Annotated in this window: 16 protein-coding genes and 1 tRNA gene; 9 read left to right on the top strand and 8 right to left on the bottom strand. The window is 45.8% G+C overall.

Annotated elements, in window-relative coordinates; genetic code table 11:
- Positions 1 to 30: 30 nt before the first annotated feature.
- Together NL626_RS19145 and NL626_RS19140 are read left to right on the top strand one after the other, a co-directional pair.
- The gene (locus NL626_RS19145) at positions 31 to 1,290 is read left to right on the top strand and encodes an inorganic phosphate transporter (protein ID WP_005379898.1); all 1,260 of its coding nucleotides are present in this window, start codon (positions 31 to 33) and stop codon (positions 1,288 to 1,290) included.
- A gap of 178 nt (positions 1,291 to 1,468) precedes the next feature.
- A complete protein-coding gene (locus tag NL626_RS19140) occupies positions 1,469 to 2,080 on the top strand; it encodes a TIGR04211 family SH3 domain-containing protein (RefSeq protein ID WP_005379900.1) in 612 nt (203 codons plus the stop codon).
- A gap of 88 nt (positions 2,081 to 2,168) precedes the next feature.
- On the opposite strand, the gene ggt is transcribed toward NL626_RS19140, so the two are convergent.
- The 3 genes from ggt to NL626_RS19125 form a co-directional block, all read right to left on the bottom strand.
- A complete protein-coding gene (gene ggt, locus NL626_RS19135; RefSeq protein WP_253657655.1) occupies positions 2,169 to 3,899 on the bottom strand; it encodes a gamma-glutamyltransferase in 1,731 nt (576 codons plus the stop codon).
- 282 nt (positions 3,900 to 4,181) lie between these two features.
- Positions 4,182 to 4,868: a general secretion pathway protein GspB gene (locus NL626_RS19130; protein ID WP_005387437.1), complete on the bottom strand. Its 687-nt coding sequence runs from the start codon at positions 4,866 to 4,868 to the stop codon at positions 4,182 to 4,184.
- The gene (locus NL626_RS19125; protein ID WP_033906082.1) at positions 4,868 to 6,484 is read right to left on the bottom strand and encodes an ExeA family protein; all 1,617 of its coding nucleotides are present in this window, start codon (positions 6,482 to 6,484) and stop codon (positions 4,868 to 4,870) included. The genes NL626_RS19130 and NL626_RS19125 overlap by 1 nt, the downstream gene beginning before the upstream one ends.
- Positions 6,485 to 6,622: 138 nt before the next feature.
- On the opposite strand from NL626_RS19125, the gene NL626_RS19120 reads away from it, so the two are divergent.
- Positions 6,623 to 7,843 carry a multifunctional CCA addition/repair protein gene (locus NL626_RS19120; RefSeq protein ID WP_253657654.1) on the top strand — a complete coding sequence of 407 codons (1,221 nt, stop codon included), beginning with the start codon at positions 6,623 to 6,625 and terminating at the stop codon, positions 7,841 to 7,843.
- A gap of 52 nt (positions 7,844 to 7,895) precedes the next feature.
- On the opposite strand, the gene NL626_RS19115 is transcribed toward NL626_RS19120, so the two are convergent.
- The 3 genes from NL626_RS19115 to folB are packed head-to-tail and all read right to left on the bottom strand — an operon-like array spanning position 7,896 to position 9,552.
- Entirely contained in the window at positions 7,896 to 8,699 is an 804-nt protein-coding gene (locus tag NL626_RS19115) for an undecaprenyl-diphosphate phosphatase (protein ID WP_137281697.1), read from the bottom strand.
- A 14-nt stretch (positions 8,700 to 8,713) separates the two neighbouring features.
- Positions 8,714 to 9,196, bottom strand: coding sequence for a 2-amino-4-hydroxy-6-hydroxymethyldihydropteridine diphosphokinase (gene folK, locus NL626_RS19110; RefSeq protein ID WP_005387457.1), 483 nt, complete (start codon positions 9,194 to 9,196; stop codon positions 8,714 to 8,716).
- Complete coding sequence (folB, locus tag NL626_RS19105; protein ID WP_025768390.1) at positions 9,193 to 9,552, bottom strand: bifunctional dihydroneopterin aldolase/7,8-dihydroneopterin epimerase; 360 nt, start codon at positions 9,550 to 9,552, stop codon at positions 9,193 to 9,195. Before folB ends, folK begins: the two co-directional genes overlap by 4 nt.
- 250 nt (positions 9,553 to 9,802) lie before the next feature.
- Between folB and plsY the strand changes: the two genes are divergently transcribed.
- Positions 9,803 to 10,414, top strand: coding sequence for a glycerol-3-phosphate 1-O-acyltransferase PlsY (gene plsY, locus NL626_RS19100; RefSeq protein ID WP_005379857.1), 612 nt, complete (start codon positions 9,803 to 9,805; stop codon positions 10,412 to 10,414).
- A gap of 34 nt (positions 10,415 to 10,448) precedes the next feature.
- Here plsY and NL626_RS19095 read toward each other — a convergent pair whose 3' ends face one another.
- Together NL626_RS19095 and tsaD are read right to left on the bottom strand one after the other, a co-directional pair.
- Positions 10,449 to 11,264 carry an alpha/beta fold hydrolase gene (locus NL626_RS19095; protein ID WP_237306519.1) on the bottom strand — a complete coding sequence of 272 codons (816 nt, stop codon included), beginning with the start codon at positions 11,262 to 11,264 and terminating at the stop codon, positions 10,449 to 10,451.
- A 176-nt stretch (positions 11,265 to 11,440) separates the two neighbouring features.
- Positions 11,441 to 12,457: a tRNA (adenosine(37)-N6)-threonylcarbamoyltransferase complex transferase subunit TsaD gene (tsaD, locus tag NL626_RS19090; protein WP_005379854.1), complete on the bottom strand. Its 1,017-nt coding sequence runs from the start codon at positions 12,455 to 12,457 to the stop codon at positions 11,441 to 11,443.
- Between the two features lie 230 nt (positions 12,458 to 12,687).
- Between tsaD and rpsU the strand changes: the two genes are divergently transcribed.
- The 5 genes from rpsU to NL626_RS19065 all read left to right on the top strand — a co-directional run bounded on the left by rpsU (position 12,688) and on the right by NL626_RS19065 (position 17,483).
- The gene (rpsU, locus tag NL626_RS19085) at positions 12,688 to 12,903 is read left to right on the top strand and encodes a 30S ribosomal protein S21 (RefSeq protein WP_001145625.1); all 216 of its coding nucleotides are present in this window, start codon (positions 12,688 to 12,690) and stop codon (positions 12,901 to 12,903) included.
- Between the two features lie 27 nt (positions 12,904 to 12,930).
- Positions 12,931 to 13,374, top strand: coding sequence for a GatB/YqeY domain-containing protein (locus NL626_RS19080; RefSeq protein ID WP_253657653.1), 444 nt, complete (start codon positions 12,931 to 12,933; stop codon positions 13,372 to 13,374).
- A gap of 149 nt (positions 13,375 to 13,523) precedes the next feature.
- Positions 13,524 to 15,290, top strand: coding sequence for a DNA primase (gene dnaG / locus NL626_RS19075; protein ID WP_253657652.1), 1,767 nt, complete (start codon positions 13,524 to 13,526; stop codon positions 15,288 to 15,290).
- A 99-nt stretch (positions 15,291 to 15,389) separates the two neighbouring features.
- Positions 15,390 to 17,252 (top strand): RNA polymerase sigma factor RpoD, encoded by a 1,863-nt coding sequence (gene rpoD, locus NL626_RS19070; RefSeq protein WP_005395986.1) that lies wholly within the window; start codon positions 15,390 to 15,392, stop codon positions 17,250 to 17,252.
- Positions 17,253 to 17,407: 155 nt separating this feature from the next.
- Positions 17,408 to 17,483, top strand: a tRNA-Ile gene (locus NL626_RS19065).
- Positions 17,484 to 17,559: the final 76 nt, after the last annotated feature.

Raw genomic sequence — 17,559 nt, 5'->3', positions numbered from 1 at the left:
CCGCTTGTTATAAAACAACTAGGTATTACGATGGATATCCTTGCGAACTACGGCACTGTCCTGATTATTGTTGCAGCGATTTTTGGTTTCATGATGGCGATTGGTATTGGCGCGAACGACGTTGCTAATGCGATGGGTACATCTGTAGGTTCAAAAGCGCTAACTGTAAAACAAGCTATCATCATTGCGATGATCTTCGAATTTGCAGGTGCTTACCTTGCAGGCGGTGAAGTAACCGACACTATCCGTAAAGGTGTAATCGAAACTTCTTTATTTGCTAGTCAACCAGATGTTCTTGTCTACGGCATGATGTCTGCGCTTTTAGCAGCAGGTACATGGCTGCTTCTTGCTTCTTACATGGGCTGGCCAGTATCAACGACTCACTCAATCATCGGTGCAATCATTGGTTTTGCATGCGTATCAGTAGGTACTGAAGCGGTTGACTGGGGCAGCGTTCAAGGCATTGTTGGTAGCTGGATTATTACGCCAGTGATTTCAGGTTTCTTTGCTTACGTTATCTTTGTCAGCGCACAACGCCTGATTTTTGATACAGAGAACCCTCTGTTTAATGCGAAACGTTTTGTACCTGTTTACATGTTCATCACAACAATGGTGATTGCACTTGTAACCATCAAAAAAGGTCTAAAACACGTTGGTCTTCACCTGACCAATGGTGAAGCCTGGATGTGGGCAGCAGCAGTTTCAGCACTTGTGATGATTGGCGGCTACGTATACATCCAGAAAAAATTCGCTAATCGCGAAGAAGACCGCAGCTTTTCTGGCGTGGAAGGTATCTTCAGCGTTCTGATGGTTATCACCGCTTGTGCGATGGCATTTGCACACGGTTCAAACGACGTTGCAAACGCCATTGGTCCACTGTCTGCTGTCGTATCGACTGTTGAACACATGGGCGAAATCAGCACGAAAAGCACCATCGCTTGGTGGATTCTACCTCTTGGTGGTATTGGTATCGTGGTCGGTCTTGCAACACTGGGTCACAAAGTAATGGCAACCGTTGGTACAGGCATCACTGAGCTAACGCCTAGCCGCGGTTTTGCAGCACAGCTAGCAACAGCATGTACGGTAGTTCTAGCGTCTGGTACAGGCCTGCCAATTTCAACCACTCAAACATTGGTTGGTGCGGTTCTCGGTGTTGGCTTTGCTCGTGGTATCGCAGCACTGAACCTAGGCGTAGTTCGTAACATCGTGGCATCATGGATCGTTACACTACCAGCGGGTGCGTTATTAGCCGTAGTATTCTTCTACGGACTTCAAGCGATGTTCGCTTAAGACACTCGTCAATAGAATGTAAGCGCTTTGTCATTATTGACTCAAACGCACAGAAAGGGAGGCTTTGCCTCCCTTCTTTGTTGCACCGAGGTTTGAAACTGCATACTATTCGTCTATTTCCGGCTCCAATCATTCGGTGCCAACGCTGTCTCCAAGAAAAATCGTTAAGGGATTTACTGTGAAAAAACTAATCATCACGGTTTTGTTTACTTTGCTAGCAGCGCCAGCGGCCCTAGCAGCAGACCGTTATATTTCTGATGACCTCTTCACTTTTATGCACTCAGGTCCAAATAACACCTACCGTATTATTGGTAGTGTTAACGCCGGTTCTAAAGTACAACTGATTAAAACCAACCGAGATACTGGCTACACGCAAGTTCGTGATGACCGTGGTCGCACTGGTTGGGTACAAAGCAAGTTTGTGACAAACCAAGAGAGCATGGCAATTCGCCTTCCTCGCATTGAGAAAGAGCTAGCCGAAGTCAAAGAGCAGCTTGCTAATGCTCGTCAAACTTCTGATGCAGAGAAAGCCGGTCTTGTTACCTCTCTCGAAACACGTAACCAACAAATTTCAGATCTAGAAAATAAATACTCTGAGATCAGTGATCAGCTTACTTCTGTTGAAACAGAAAACCGCGAGCTACGCGCAAAACTGGATACACAAAAAGATGACATGCTGCTTAAGTACTTCACTTATGGCGGCGGTGTCGCAGGTTTAGGTTTACTATTTGGTTTGATTCTTCCGCATGTCATGCCTCGTAGAAAGCGCTCTCCTGCGGGTTGGGCATAAACCCTTACGCTTTTATCTTTAAAAAGAACGCAAAAGCCAGTCGATATTGACTGGCTTTTTAGTTTGCTTCGTTTGATAGAAGTGAGTACTACTCCCCCATTGAACTAGAGGCTCGACGACGATCCGTTGCGCCATAAAGCTTGCCATCTTTTAGCTCAATTGCATTCAAACCGCTTACCACTGGAATAACGTGCACTGGGTAGCCAAGCTCCATAAACTCAGGCACCAACATTTCTGCGAACGTTTTCTTTTCCACCAGCAAACCAGTCGGGTCATAAGACTTGGTGCGGTCTATCTTAGTGCCATACTGGATGTTTGGTAAGTCAATAGCCTCTTGCGCTGATAAGTTCCAATCCAGCACCCCAACCACGGTTTTGAGTACATACCCCGGGATTTGTGAACTACCTGGTGACCCAACCACCAAACGCAAGTTATCATCACTGTCCATCACCATTAATGGCGTAATAGCCGAACGTGGACGCTTACCCGCTTCAATCGAGTTCTGAGTTGGTTTACCGTTAACAGTTGGCTGAGGTGAGAAGTTAGCCATCTGCGCGTTCAAGATAACGCCATCGACCATCACACCCGAGCCCATACCTGTTCCTACCGTACTAGTCATTGCTATTGCATTTCCATCTCTATCGACGATAGAAATATGCCCTGTATCTTTGCTCTCGAAGCCTTGATATTGCGCATACTGAGTTTGCGTTATCTGTCCTGCTTTTGGATCCTCTTTTGAAGTGCCATTATCGGGGATTAAATCACGTCTCTGATCTAGATAGGCTTTAGACAACAACTGTTCAACTGGCGCTTCCACATAATCCGGATCTCCGGCATACGCAATACGATCGGCTTTTGCAATTCGCATCGCTTCAGTCATGAGACGCCAAGGTTCCACATCCGTTTTCGCCATATGGGCAATGTCATAGGGTGCAAGCAGTTCAAGACTCTGAGCGACCATCACACCGCCCGAAGCTGGGTAACCAAAAGAGACGATTTTATTCCCACGGTAGTCGCTCTCAATGATGTCACGCTGCTTCACTTGGTAATGTTTAAAATCTTCTAAAGACAACTTCTCGTGTTGGTCGTCAATACGACTATTAACCGTCTCTACGATGTGCTGACCAAGCTCACCACCATAAAGGTAACTATCGCCTTGTTGCGCGATCTTCCTCAGCGTCTCAGCCATCTTAGGGTTCTTCATCAAGGTTCCCGTCGGCTTAATATCGTCCCCTTGCCAATACAAGGCTTTCACTTCCGGATCTTGCTCAAGTCGGCTTTGCTCTCTTACTACGATGTCGTAGGTGTAGCTGTTCATCGCGTACCCATTGCTCGCCAATGTAATCGCCGGCTTAATCAGCTCTGCCCATGGCAACTTGCCGTATTGTTCATGAGTGGTGTAAAGCAACCGCAACGTGCCCGGAACCGCAACAGAACGAGGGCCTAATATTTCGTTGCGACTGAGTACTTCCCCATTCTCAACAAACATTTCAGGGTTCGCGCTAGAGGGCGCTTCATCTCGACCATCAAGGGCCAGAAATTTTTTCTCGTCATGTTGATAAAACAGCGCGAAAGTCCCGCCGCCAACTCCGGTCATATCTGGCTCAACGACAGACATCACCATCTGCATCGCGACCATAGCATCAACAGCGTTACCGCCTTCTTTCAATATTGAGTAACCGGTACTGCTCACGTAAGGATTCGTCGCACTGACCATGAAATCTTGCCCGCGACTATCTGGTGTAACTGGGAATGGGTCTGGCTTTGCTGCATAGCTTGTCGATGCAACAATACTTAAAGAAAAAATCAGAATACGCATGTGTCTCTGTTTAGACTCCTATTATGTGATGGGGTCTAACGTGGACCAAGTCATTACTCCGAAGTTCGTGAAGATGGTGTCTTTTTACACAACGCTGACTGGAATCGCGCTATCAATAGATGAATGATATTGGTGCTATTTAAACGACTGAGAAAAGCTATATTTTGCTTGTTTGAGTATCTAAAAATCATCACCAGAATAGATGCAAAAGATGCAAAAGATGCTCTGAAAAATAAAAAGCCAGCGATATGATTTCGCTGGCTTGATGTGTTTCTACAAGAGTTACCCTTTCCACTCATACAACGCTGGTATACGAATTTGCTCACCTTGGAACTCAACAATCACAGCTTGCGGTTGTATTTCTCTTAGAGTGACCTGATCATCAACGACATCCCCTTGATGATACTCAACATTGTTAATTTTCACCCAACGGCGATTTTCATCACTAGCATACATATGGGTTTGCAAATTAAGCGCAGGTAGACGCCCTTGCCACTGGTGAGCGTTGCGCTCTAAATCGTTCACGCGTGCCGTTTGTGATGATGAATTGTCATCATCTCGGGATAAGGCATTTTCGACCTTCCTAGCTAAATCAGGAGATAATGAGGATAAATCCAGATCATCCAAAGACAACCCGAGGTCCTCTTCAGCAGCAGAAGTCGTTTGGGTTGATGCTGAGTTGCGTGTTTCATCTCTGCTTGGTGTATGGCTCGTGTATTCATCGGGGGTGGTAAATGTACCAAAATCACGCGATAGCTCTGCACTTGGCCACTCTCTTGGCAATTGGGCCAACTGGGTGTTCTCTGGATAGTCCAATACTTTGAAAGGTGATACCACTTCGACCTTTTCTATCGGGGACGTTGTATCTACTTCAACACTCGGTGCAAAGAGATCTAAGTACCAAGCGACTCCAATAGCAGAAGCAGTGATTGGCAGCAAGAACAGACCTATATGTTTCACAGCTGACATTATGCGTCCTCCTTTTCTATTCTCGCCAGTTGAGGCGCATCTGGCTGAACATTTTGCTGAAGTCGGTCTAGCGTTCGCTTACCTGCAATACCATCGACACCAATTCCTTGCCAACGTTGAAATAATTCGACTCGCTCTTTCATCGCACCATCAAAAATAGACGTTTCAAGCAGTGGCTCACTCACCGCTTCTGCTAATAATCGGTCTAATACTTCAATCGCAGGGCCTTCCATGTCTAAACGTAATGTTTCATTCAGCGGAGCATGCCACAGTTCGATAATATTGCCCTGCCACAACGGCTTTAGCCACGAAACTGGCAGACGGAGACGCTGCTTACCATTGAGCACTTCAGCTTGATCATTACCGACGGCATATAGAATGACATACCCAACATCACCTTGATAATTCAACTCCAAGATCACAGGGCGATTTTGTTGCATCAACAGCGGCCAAGTCGCCATTTTACGCTCACAACGCATAGTCGACTGCGGTTCTGACAAACAAAGATTATCGCGAACCGATGCTTGATATCCCCACAAACGATACAAATCATTTACAGCGAGGTTCGACTGTTTTTGTGTTAACAATAAATCACGCTGCTCATCCGTTAACTGTTGGCTGACGACGGTTGGTGTTGGCTCTACTCTTGGCTCCGTCACTTGTGTCAACACTGACGTCGCTTGAGCTGGCATATAATTCACGACCGCCCACCCCGTACTTAATGCAGCAATAAGGCCTACTGTGACAGAGCCCCAAGCAGGCCAACGGAAAGTCCGGCGCTCTTTTTTATCTTGCTGATAAATATCTGCCTGAAACTGCATCACCTCTTCACAGGCCTGCTGAACGGTTTGCTTATCCACAACCACATTACCCTGGTGATAACTAATGTTGAGGGATTTGTCACAGATAAGGTTGATGAGCCGCGGTATACCGTGACTGTATTTGGCTATAAGTTTACAAGAAGCACGATTAAACAGTTGCTGGTCGCCACCTGCTGTATGTAGTCGAAATGCGATGTAATCTTCTGTCTCTTTTTCATCCAACGGCAACAGGTGATAACGCCCGGTAATACGCTGGGCAAGTTGGCGTAGTTGTGTTGTTTGTAATAACCGCTGCAATTCAGGCTGCCCGACCAACAACACTTTGAGCAGTTTTCTGGTATCGGTTTCCAAGTTGGTCAACAAGCGCAACTGCTCTAGAACGTCGGCAGCAAGGTGTTGAGCCTCATCAATGACCAGCAATGTCTGCCAACCTGAACGATAATTACGCAGCAAATATTGATGGATAACCTGGTTTAGCTGTTTGAGGTTTGCGTCTGGCGGATAGGTGATTTTGAACTCATCACAAATGGCTTCGAGCAAGTCTCTGCTCGAAAACGTGGGATTGAGGATAAGACCCGCTTTGGTGTTATCACCCAAATTCGCCAGCATCGCTTTTGCGACAGTCGTTTTGCCTGTACCTACTTCGCCAGTAAGCATAGCAAAGCCACCGCCATCGCCTAGCCCAGCTTGGAGATGTGTGATTGCCTCTTTATGACGTTGGCTTAAATACAAATAACGTGAGTTTGGAACAATCGAAAATGGTTGTTCGACAAACCCAAAAAAGTCCTTATACATTAGGCTCTCCAGCTAAAAAACCACCTGAGAATAGTCAGATATAATATAAACATAGCCGCATCTACTCTCGGGAGTAAAGAAAAGTACCATTGCTTGCTACAATGTCCAACGGCATATCCATAAATTAAGAGGTAATTCGTGCAAGTTTATTTAGTAGGTGGCGCTGTTCGAGATAAATTGCTCGGAATTGATAGTTATGACAACGATTGGGTGGTCGTAGGCGCGACGCCTGAGATGATGTTGTCCCAAGGGTACACCGCCGTTGGTAAAGACTTTCCTGTATTTCTGCATCCCAAAAGTAAAGAAGAACATGCCCTTGCACGAACAGAGAGAAAGTCAGGTTCTGGTTACACTGGCTTTGAATGTTTCTTCGATCAAAACGTCACCTTAGAAGAAGATTTGATACGTCGTGATTTAACCATTAACGCGATGGCAATGGAGAGTGATGGCACGATCCATGACCCATATGGTGGCCAGCAAGATCTCAACGATAAACTGCTACGCCATGTATCAGACGCCTTTATTGAAGACCCTCTACGCGTTTTACGTGTCGCTCGCTTCGCTGCAAAGCTGGCTGATCTAGACTTTATGGTTGCCGACGAAACTATGCGGTTAATGCGTCACATGGCAGAGTCCGGAGAGCTGAGCACACTGACTCCCGAGCGTGTTTGGCAAGAATGGCATAAATCTCTCTCTACTCCTCGCCCTGATATTTTCTTATCGGTTCTACGAGACTGTGGTGCATTAACCGTGGTGTTACCTGAAATTGATGCACTATTTGGCGTACCTCAACCTGAGAAGTGGCATCCAGAAATCGATACTGGCATCCATACTTTGATGGTGGCAGAGCAAGCCGCAAAATTGAGTAACTCACTCCCCGTCAGGTTTGCCGCCCAAGTGCATGACTTGGGTAAAGGCGTGACGCCAGAGAGCGAATGGCCAAGCCACAAAATGCATTGCCATACAGGATTAAAACTGATCAAAAAGCTGTGCGAACGTGTCCGGGTACCAAATGAGTTTCGTGATTTAGCCTTGATGGTGTGCGAACAGCACTCCAATATTCATCGCGCGGCTGAACTTAAACCACACACCATAATTAAAATACTCAATAAACTTGATGTGTGGCGTAAGTCCGAACGTCTGCAAGATATCTTGCTTTGCTGCCAAGCGGATCACGCTGGTCGTAAAGGACTGGAAACGCAACCATATCCACAGGCGGATATTTTTAGGCAAGCCTACCAAGCAGCAGCGGCAGTTGACGTTCAAACCATAATCAAAGAGGGCTTTAAAGGCCCTGCGATTCGTGACGAGCAAGAAAAACGACGTATTGAAGCAGTGAAAGCAGCACTTAAGAAGTAACGAACAAACAAAAACGCCCGCGGATTTCACGGGCGTTTTTCGTTAACATCAATTATGCACTTAATAGAAAAGCGAACAAACCGACGCCCAAAATCAGACGGTAAATCACAAACGGTGTCATGCCCATGCGTGAAATCATCTTCAAGAAGAAGTGGATACAGATGTACGCACTGATAAACGATGTGATAATGCCAGTCAGTAAGAAACCAACATGGACAGGTTCACCACTGGTCACTAACTTCATACCTAAGTAGCTACCAGCTAATGTAATGATTGGGATCGACATTAAAAATGAAAAGCGGGCAGCCGCTTCTCGAGTAAAGCCAAGGTAAAGCGCTGCTGTAATGGTCGCCCCTGAACGTGAAGTTCCAGGAATCATCGCTAAGGCTTGGGCAATACCGATAAATACAGCTTTCTTCCAACCCGTTTGGTATTCATCGGCAACGAGTTCAGCGTTTTTGTCTACCCACCATAGCAACAAGCCAAATACGATCGTGGTAGTCGCGATGACGTAAGCGCTACGTAGATACACTTCAATGATGTCTTTCATCAATAAGCCGAACACACAAGCTGGAATTGTCGCAATCACGATCATCCAAGCCAATTTAGCTTCTTTACTGCGATCTCCTTTAAAGATCGAAGCAAATAACGCTTGAAACAAAGTGATTACTTCATGACGAAAATAGATCACGACAGCCATTAATGTACCGACGTGAACAGCAACATCAAAGGCCAGACCTTGGTCTTCCCATCCTAAAATAGCGGAAGGCAGGATCAAATGGGCAGAGCTTGAGATAGGCAAAAACTCTGTCAGCCCCTGAATCAGAGCCAAAATAAAGGCTTCAAAATAACTCATGTAAACAACTCAAATTAAAAATGAAAGGAAACGGGTTTGAGCGAATCGACTGGCTGCATAGCATGCCAAATGTCTGCGACTGTGCGTCCATCGCCTGGGATCACTAATTGCGGTTCGAGATCATACAGCGGCTTTGTGACAAAAGGATATTTGTAGATATCACTGCGAGGTAGCTCAGGTTTTTTCTTGGAGACGCGCTCACCGAACAACACTATATCGAGATCCAGTGTTCGATCCTGATACTTTTGCGCGTTTTCTTCGCGTCCCCACTTAAATTCAATCTCGCGTAGTTGATGGCTCAACTCTTCTAATGACAACTCGGTACGCATTGCAACGACAAAGTTGTAGAAATTCTTGCTGCTAAAACCAATAGGTTCGCATTCATATATCGGTGATACGAGGAGATTTTCTCCAAGCCGTTGCAGCTCCTGATACGCAGCAAGCACATGTTGCTCTCTTTCTACGTTCGTCCCAACACCGATATAGGTGGTGATCATGCTCGGCCTCGCTCAATCACCACACCAACAGCACGTGCTTGTGGCACGGCGCCAGGCTTCGCTAGGCGGATTTTCACCCAAGGCACTGAGAAACGCAGCATGATAAGCTCTGCTACTTCTTCAGCCACGCGCTCGACCAGTAAGAAACGACCATTTTCAACGTGGTTAAGTACCGCCTCACTCACCTGCGAATAATCCAGTGCATCTTGCACATCATCACTTTTGCCCGCAGGTTTATTATCGTGTGCCATTTCAATATCCAGAACCAACTTTTGTTTGATTTGTTGTTCCCAGTCGTACACGCCAATGGTGGTGATTACTTCTAACTGTTCAATAAAAACTTTATCCAGAGCCATCTTATGTCCTTCTATTACAGAGGTCGGATACCCGTGAGGGGTAATTTGATCGTAGTATTCTATACCTAAGTAACATTTACTTTGGTCATCACAATGTTACTTAGGTATAAACTGCGAAAGCATCTTTATATACAAGAAATCACATAATGCAAGCTCTATCACAGTGAGGATTTCTGCATTATGTAAATTCGGGGTATGATAGCAACTACGCGGGAACCGAGCATTAAATTCCAATCCATCAAGGACTTCTATGGACGCACTGGCACTGATAATGACAATGGCCGCCTATTTATTAGGTTCGGTTTCCAGTGCGGTTTTGATCTGTCGACTCTTAAAACTGCCAGACCCACGCAGTGTGGGATCTAACAATCCTGGAGCAACGAACGTATTGCGTATTGGCGGACGAGGAGCCGCTGTTTCAGTCTTGTTGTGCGATATGCTCAAAGGCACTATCCCCGTGTGGGGCGGATACTTTCTTGGTATCGACCCTATCATTCTTGGCGTCATCGCCATTGCTGCCTGTCTTGGCCACATGTACCCCATCTTTTTCCACTTTAAAGGCGGAAAAGGTGTCGCAACCGCGCTTGGCGCTATCGCTCCGATTGGTTTGGACTTAACAGGATTGGTAATGTTAACTTGGCTGTCAGTAGCCGCGCTATTCCGCTATTCATCCTTAGCGGCTCTCGTCACGGTTTTGGTCACTCCGTTTTATACTTGGATGTTTAAACCGCAATACACGTTACCTGTTGCTATGCTGTGCTGCTTAATCGTATTTAAGCATCATCAAAATATTCGTCGGCTTTTGTCTGGCGACGAGCCAAAAATCGGCGAGAAAAAACTGACACAAAAAAACTCGGCTTAATGCCGAGTTTTTCGTTTAAAGAAGGATGTATTGGTTACGCATGAACTCGATTCAGGAAGCTCAACAACATCTGGTTGACGAACTCAGGTTGCTCTAAACAACTGATGTGTCCCGCTTGAGGAATCTCCACCAACTCACTGCCTGTGATACAGTCTTTCATTAAATAAGATTCAAAAACTGGACGGGGTTTATCTTCACAGCCCACTGCAATTAACGTCGGCAGAGCAAATTTTTCCGAATCCTCAATCACATCACGGCGACCAAACACCATGCGCCCTATGCGAGCTACTTCCACCGCACGCTCACCATTCAGGTCTTCTAAACTGCGTTTGAATGAAGCGACAAGTTTAGGGTTATCCTGATTGACGTTGTTGGCAAAGAACAGCGGCACAACGGCTTCAATAATTGGCGCAGGCACTGCTTGGACTTGGCTGATGGTATCAAGCATTGCAAAATACTTCTTATACGTAACTTCTGGCTCCCAGCCAATGAAGGTATCCATCAATACCAGTGACTTAACACGTTGCGGCGCTTGAGCCGTTAGCTCTGCTCCCCACATGCCGCCAACAGATAAGCCCACTATCGAGAACTCTTCGATATCTAAATGATCCATCAATGCCAACATATGTTGTGCATAGTCGGCCAATGACTGTGTCGATGCAGGTGCAGCGTCCGATTCACCATGTGCCCAAAGATCTGGCACAATACAACGGAATGACTGGCTTAAAACCTCAACTTGCGGCGCCCACATTTGGCTATCCCAAAGGTAACTATGACCAAATAAAAGCACAGGGCCCTCACCTTTATCTAGATAAGCAAGTTGCTGACCTTCAATTTCAAACTTATTCATTGTTATATCCATTTCTTATTCTTCCACGTCATCCTAGCACTGAAACAATAGCGAACTGCTCGCATCAGTCAGAATGTAAAACGAGGCGGTTCATTGAATAATTAAAAATAAAGGCCTCTGAGGAGCAGAGACCTTTATTACACAGAACCGGTTTCAAACTTACTGCATAAATTTGATTAAGCGACAGGTGTTAGTTGATCAATTGGCCAACGTGGACGAGCCTCTACTGACATATCAGCCACTTCGCCATTCTTCAAGCGCTGCATGCCTGCGTAAGCGATCATCGCACCGTTATCTGTACAGAACTCAGTACGTGGGTAGTAAACTTCGCCGCCAACTTTCTTCGCTAACTTCTCTAACTCAGCTCGCAAACGACGGTTAGCACTCACACCACCAGCAATAACAATGCGTTTCATGCCTGTTTGCTCAAGCGCGCGCTTACATTTAATAGCCAACGTAGCACACACAGCCTCTTCAAATGCCAATGCGATGTCCGCGCGAGTTTGCTCGTCATCACCGTTTGCAGCAATCGTGTTAGCCGTAAAGGTTTTTAGGCCAGAGAAACTCATGTCCAAACCTGGCACATTCGTCATTGGGCGCGGGAACTTAAAGCGGCCCGGTGTACCTTTTTCCGCCAGTTTAGATAATAGTGGACCGCCTGGGTAATCCAAACCCATTAGCTTCGCTGTTTTATCAAACGCTTCGCCCGCCGCATCATCAATCGACTCACCTAGAATTTTGTACTCACCGATGCCTCTCACCTCCACCATCATAGAGTGACCGCCCGATACTAATACCGCCACAAACGGGAACGGTGGAGGGTTATCTTCCAACATTGGGGCCAATAGGTGACCTTCCATATGATGAACAGGTACCGCTGGCACTCCCCAAGCATAAGCAATACTGCGACCGATAGTCGCACCCACTAATAGCGCCCCAACAAGACCAGGCCCCGCGGTATACGCGACACCATCGATGTCTTTTGAAGTTAAGTTCGCTTCTTTTAGTGCCTCTTTAATAAGAGGAATGGTTTTCTTTACGTGGTCACGTGAAGCCAACTCAGGCACCACACCGCCGTAATCTGCGTGCAGTTTTACTTGGCTGTATAGCTTGTGTGACAAGAGACCGTTTTCATCGTCATAAATTGCGATGCCAGTCTCGTCACAAGAGGTTTCAATACCAATAATGCGCATGGTTTTCTCAGTATGCTTTCTGTATAGAGGAAATTTGGGCGTCATATTACCTCGCCTTGGTGCTGCAAACAAATTTTGTACAGACAATAATCGACAAAAGGCTTTACAAAGTAGTTGTGATCGGATTAAAATTCCGCACCATTTTTGATCAAGCTGGTAAGAGACCTAACAATTGTGATTTGGTCTGTTGAATACCAGCGTTAACGAATAACCCCTGAGGTGAAAGGCATATGCCAGTAGTTAAAGTACGTGAAAACGAACCGTTCGACGTTGCTCTACGTCGTTTTAAGCGCTCTTGCGAAAAAGCAGGTATCCTTTCTGAAGTGCGTCGTCGTGAGCACTACGAAAAACCAACTACAGTTCGCAAACGCGCTAAAGCAGCAGCTCAAAAGCGTCACGCTAAGAAGCTAGCTCGCGAAAACGCTCGTCGCGTTCGCCTGTACTAATAACTGAGCTCCAAAAGGAATTTAGTTATGGCTCTGATTGATCAACTCAAAGAAGAGCAAAAATTAGCGATGAAAGCCAAGGACAAATTGCGCCTTGGTACTATTCGTTTAGCCCTATCAGCAATCAAGCAACGTGAAGTTGACGAACAGATTACTCTGAACGATGACGACATTCTTGCAGTATTGACCAAGATGGTTAAACAACGTCGCGATTCTGTAGCGCAGTTTGAAGCAGCGGGTCGTCAAGATCTTGCTGATGCGGAACAAGCAGAAATTACCGTTCTTGAGGACTTTATGCCTCAACCACTGACAGACGAAGAAGTAGCGACTCTCATCGAGAACGCGATTGCTGAATCTGGCGCAGCTGGCATGCAAGACATGGGCAAAGTAATGGGCGTTCTGAAACCGCAAATTCAAGGGCGTGCAGATATGGGTAAAGTAAGCGGTTTAGTTCGCGCTAAATTGGCTTAAGGTACCCCACCCAATTGCAGCAAGCCGTGCTATCCTTTGGAGCGCACGGCTTGTTTGTATCTGGATGGATGGAATGAAATCAATGGGCAATACGCTCATTCTTTTAAGGCATTCACTCCACTCATCATCTTCTTTTTTTGTTAGGTTTTATGGCTGGACACATCCCTCGCAGTTTTATCGATGACCTTCTAGCTCGACTTGATATTGTCGATATCATCGACGCACGTGTGAAACTTAAGAAAAAAGGCAAAAACTACGGCGCATGCTGCCCTTTCCACAACGAAAAGACACCCTCATTCAGTGTCAGTCAAGAAAAGCAGTTCTACCATTGTTTTGGTTGTGGCGCGCATGGAAATGCCATCGATTTTTTGATGGAATTCGACCGACTAGAATTCGTCGAAGCCATTGAAGAACTCGCTTCATACTTGGGTTTAGATGTTCCTCGCGAACAACGTAGCGGCGGTAATGGTTCGTTTAAATCAGGCCCACAAGCAAGCAGCAGTGAAAAACGTAACCTATACGACTTAATGGGCAGCATTGCTCAATTTTATCGTAACCAACTCAAACAGCCAGCAAGTAAGGTGGCGATTGAGTATCTAAAAGATCGTGGCCTGTCTGGTGAAATCGTCCAGAAGTTTGGCATCGGCTATGTGGCTGATGAATGGGATTTAGTTCGTAAGAACTTTGGCCAGAATAAAGAAAACCAAGACATGCTCGTCACAGGCGGCATGTTGATTGAAAACGATAAAGGCAACCGCTACGACCGATTCCGTGGTCGAGTGATGTTTCCTATTCGAGACAGACGCGGCCGAGTAATAGGCTTTGGTGGTCGAGTATTAGGTGATGGGACACCAAAATATCTCAACTCACCCGAAACCCCGATATTTCATAAAGGTAAAGAGTTGTATGGCCTTTATGAAGTACTACAAGCGTATCGTGAGCCACCACAAATTTTAGTGGTTGAAGGCTATATGGATGTTGTCGCGCTTGCTCAATATGGCGTAGATTATTCCGTTGCCTCATTGGGAACCTCGACAACGGGCGATCACTTGCAGGTGTTATTCAGGCAAACAAGCACCGTCGTGTGTTGTTATGACGGTGACCGCGCAGGCCGTGAAGCCGCGTGGCGTGCCATGGAAAATGCATTGCCTTACCTAACGGATGGTCGCCAGTTAAAATTCATGTTTTTGCCGGATGGAGAAGATCCCGACTCTTATATCCGACAAAACGGAAAACAAGCATTTGAGCAGCAAGTGTCTAATGCCATGCCCTTGTCTGAATTCATGTTCAGCTCATTGACTCAGCAGGTCGATATGAGCACGAAAGAAGGCATGGCAAAACTGAGTACTCTTGCGGTTCCTCTCATTGATAAAGTCCCTGGCGGCACTTTAAGACTATACTTGAGAGAATTGCTTGGCCGCCGTTTGGGTTTGGTTGATGAACGCCAACTACAGCAGCTAATTTCAAAACAAGGTAAAGAGGATAAAAGGCCTCAACCTCATAAAGAAATCAAGCGAACGCCGATGCGAGAAGTGATCGCGTTACTGATTCAAAACCCACAATACGTAAGTATGGTGCCAGATCTAACTAGCGTTAGAGATTTGCCCATTCCTGGTCTAAGTTTATTTGTTGATGTACTTGATAAATGCCAAGCGCATCCCCATATCAACACAGGCCAATTATTAGAGCATTGGCGAAACAGCCAAAATGAGACCCTTCTGTCTCGTCTCGCGAGTTGGGACATTCCACTCGATGAGGACAACCAAGAAGAAATCTTTTTAGACTCACTGGATAAAATTATTGCCCAGTGCGTAGAAAAACAAATTGAAAACCTGCAGGCCAAAGCAAGAAGTGTCGGTTTATCAGCCGAAGAGAAAAGGGAGCTGCTAGCACTTATGCTAGATTTAAAAGCGTAACCCTGTTTAATTAGTCAGCAACGATTTAATTTGTTATAGTAAGTGGTTTGCATTTCGCATACTGATTCCTTCACCAGATTACGAAGTTGGATACCGTCTATGGATCACAATCCGCAGTCACAGCTAAAGTCACTTGTTATTAAAGGCAAGGAACAAGGCTATCTGACCTACGCCGAAGTAAATGACCACCTACCTGCTGAAATCGTAGATTCAGAACAGGTAGAAGACATCATTCAGATGATCAACGACATGGGCATTAAGGTAGTAGAAACTGCTCCTGATGCTGATGATTTAGCACTGAACGATGACACAAATATTACCGATGAAGATGCAGCCGAAGCTGCAGCCGCTGCACTTTCTAGCGTAGAGAGTGAGATTGGTCGTACAACAGACCCAGTACGTATGTACATGCGTGAGATGGGTACTGTCGAACTTCTAACTCGCGAAGGCGAAATCGACATCGCAAAACGTATTGAAGAAGGTATTAACCAAGTTCAATCGTCTGTTGCTGAATACCCAGGCACAATTCCGTACATTCTTGAGCAATTTGACAAAGTTCAAGCTGAAGAACTACGTCTTACAGACCTAATTTCAGGTTTTGTAGATCCAGATGCTGACGACACCGCTGCACCAACGGCAACACACATCGGTTCTGAACTGACTGAATCTCAGTTAGAAGAAGAAGACGATGAAGACGTTGATGACGACGAAGATAGCGATGACGATTCAGATGATTCTGAAGAAGATGTAGGTATCGATCCAGAATTAGCGCTAGAGAAATTCAACCAACTACGCAGCACCTATCAAAATCTTCAATTAGCAATCAACGAGTACGGCTATAACAGCCCGAAAGCAACCGTTGCTAATGAAATGATGCTAGACGTATTCCGCGAGTTTCGTCTAACGCCTAAACAGTTTGATCACCTAGTGAATGAACTGCGTACTGCTATGGATCGCGTTCGTACTCAAGAGCGCCTGATCATGAAGTCTGTCGTTGAATACGGCAAAATGCCGAAGAAATCATTCATCGCGCTGTTCACTGGTAATGAATCAAGTGAAGCTTGGTTGGATGAAGTTCTTGCTTCAGACAAGCCATACGCTGAAAAGATCAAACGTAACGAAGAAGAAATCCGTCGTTCAATCGCTAAGCTAAAAATGATTGAAGAAGAGACTTCTCTAAACGTACAGAACATTAAAGACATCAGCCGTCGTATGTCTATCGGTGAAGCAAAAGCTCGCCGTGCGAAGAAAGAGATGGTTGAAGCGAACTTGCGTCTTGTAATTTCTATCGCTAAGAAATACACCAACCGTGGCCTACAGTTCTTGGATCTGATCCAAGAAGGTAACATCGGTCTGATGAAAGCGGTAGATAAATTCGAATATCGTCGTGGTTACAAGTTCTCGACTTACGCAACGTGGTGGATCCGTCAGGCTATCACTCGTTCAATCGCGGACCAAGCACGTACGATTCGTATTCCGGTACACATGATCGAAACGATCAACAAGCTAAACCGTATCTCTCGTCAAATGTTGCAAGAGATGGGTCGCGAGCCACTACCGGAAGAACTGGCAGAGCGCATGCAAATGCCAGAAGACAAGATTCGTAAAGTTCTAAAAATCGCTAAAGAGCCTATCTCAATGGAGACACCAATCGGTGACGACGAAGATTCGCATCTAGGTGATTTTATCGAAGATACAACGCTAGAACTTCCGCTAGATTCTGCAACAGCAACTAGCCTTAAAGTGGCAACAAAAGACGTGCTTGCAGGTCTAACGCCACGTGAAGCGAAAGTACTTCGTATGCGTTTTGGTATTGACATGAACACTGACCATACTCTAGAAGAAGTTGGTAAGCAGTTCGACGTTACTCGTGAGCGTATCCGTCAGATCGAAGCAAAAGCACTACGTAAACTTCGTCACCCAAGCCGCTCAGAGACTCTGCGCAGCTTCCTAGACGAATAATCGCAGCGCATACAAGCTTTTAGAAATCAAAAAAGGTGACTTTAGGTCACCTTTTTTATTATCTACTGTTCTAAGTGGATAAAAACTAAGCGCAATTGCCCTAGTTGGTATCTAGACACCTTGCAACGCTTCCCCTATAATCGTTGTCCTATTAAGGCCCCTTAGCTCAGTGGTTAGAGCAGTCGACTCATAATCGATTGGTCCGCAGTTCAAGTCTGCGAGGGGCCACCATATTGCAGAAGGCTTATGGAGAAATCCGTAAGCCTTTTTTCGTTCTAGTCCTTTCCATATCCGGTCCGCAATTACT

This window comes from Vibrio sp. Y58_MX_L22 (assembly GCF_024181865.1).
Lineage (GTDB): Bacteria > Pseudomonadota > Gammaproteobacteria > Enterobacterales > Vibrionaceae > Vibrio > Vibrio alginolyticus.
Note: the sequence above shows the minus strand (reverse complement) of the source record. Positions and strands in the feature narration are given on the sequence as shown.

What these genes read in the sequence shown, in the direction of transcription:
- plsY (WP_005379857.1), top strand. Translation starts at nt 9,803, where the DNA reads ATGGACGCACTGGCACTGATAATGACAATGGCCGCCTATTTATTAGGT.
- rpsU (WP_001145625.1), top strand. Translation starts at nt 12,688, where the DNA reads ATGCCAGTAGTTAAAGTACGTGAAAACGAACCGTTCGACGTTGCTCTA.
- NL626_RS19125 (WP_033906082.1), bottom strand. Translation starts at nt 6,484, where the DNA reads ATGTATAAGGACTTTTTTGGGTTTGTCGAACAACCATTTTCGATTGTT.
- rpoD (WP_005395986.1), top strand. Translation starts at nt 15,390, where the DNA reads ATGGATCACAATCCGCAGTCACAGCTAAAGTCACTTGTTATTAAAGGC.
- folK (WP_005387457.1), bottom strand. Translation starts at nt 9,196, where the DNA reads ATGATCACCACCTATATCGGTGTTGGGACGAACGTAGAAAGAGAGCAA.
- NL626_RS19145 (WP_005379898.1), top strand. Translation starts at nt 31, where the DNA reads ATGGATATCCTTGCGAACTACGGCACTGTCCTGATTATTGTTGCAGCG.
- NL626_RS19115 (WP_137281697.1), bottom strand. Translation starts at nt 8,699, where the DNA reads ATGAGTTATTTTGAAGCCTTTATTTTGGCTCTGATTCAGGGGCTGACA.
- NL626_RS19080 (WP_253657653.1), top strand. Translation starts at nt 12,931, where the DNA reads ATGGCTCTGATTGATCAACTCAAAGAAGAGCAAAAATTAGCGATGAAA.
- tsaD (WP_005379854.1), bottom strand. Translation starts at nt 12,457, where the DNA reads ATGCGCATTATTGGTATTGAAACCTCTTGTGACGAGACTGGCATCGCA.
- dnaG (WP_253657652.1), top strand. Translation starts at nt 13,524, where the DNA reads ATGGCTGGACACATCCCTCGCAGTTTTATCGATGACCTTCTAGCTCGA.
- folB (WP_025768390.1), bottom strand. Translation starts at nt 9,552, where the DNA reads ATGGCTCTGGATAAAGTTTTTATTGAACAGTTAGAAGTAATCACCACC.
- NL626_RS19130 (WP_005387437.1), bottom strand. Translation starts at nt 4,868, where the DNA reads ATGTCAGCTGTGAAACATATAGGTCTGTTCTTGCTGCCAATCACTGCT.
- ggt (WP_253657655.1), bottom strand. Translation starts at nt 3,899, where the DNA reads ATGCGTATTCTGATTTTTTCTTTAAGTATTGTTGCATCGACAAGCTAT.
- NL626_RS19095 (WP_237306519.1), bottom strand. Translation starts at nt 11,264, where the DNA reads ATGAATAAGTTTGAAATTGAAGGTCAGCAACTTGCTTATCTAGATAAA.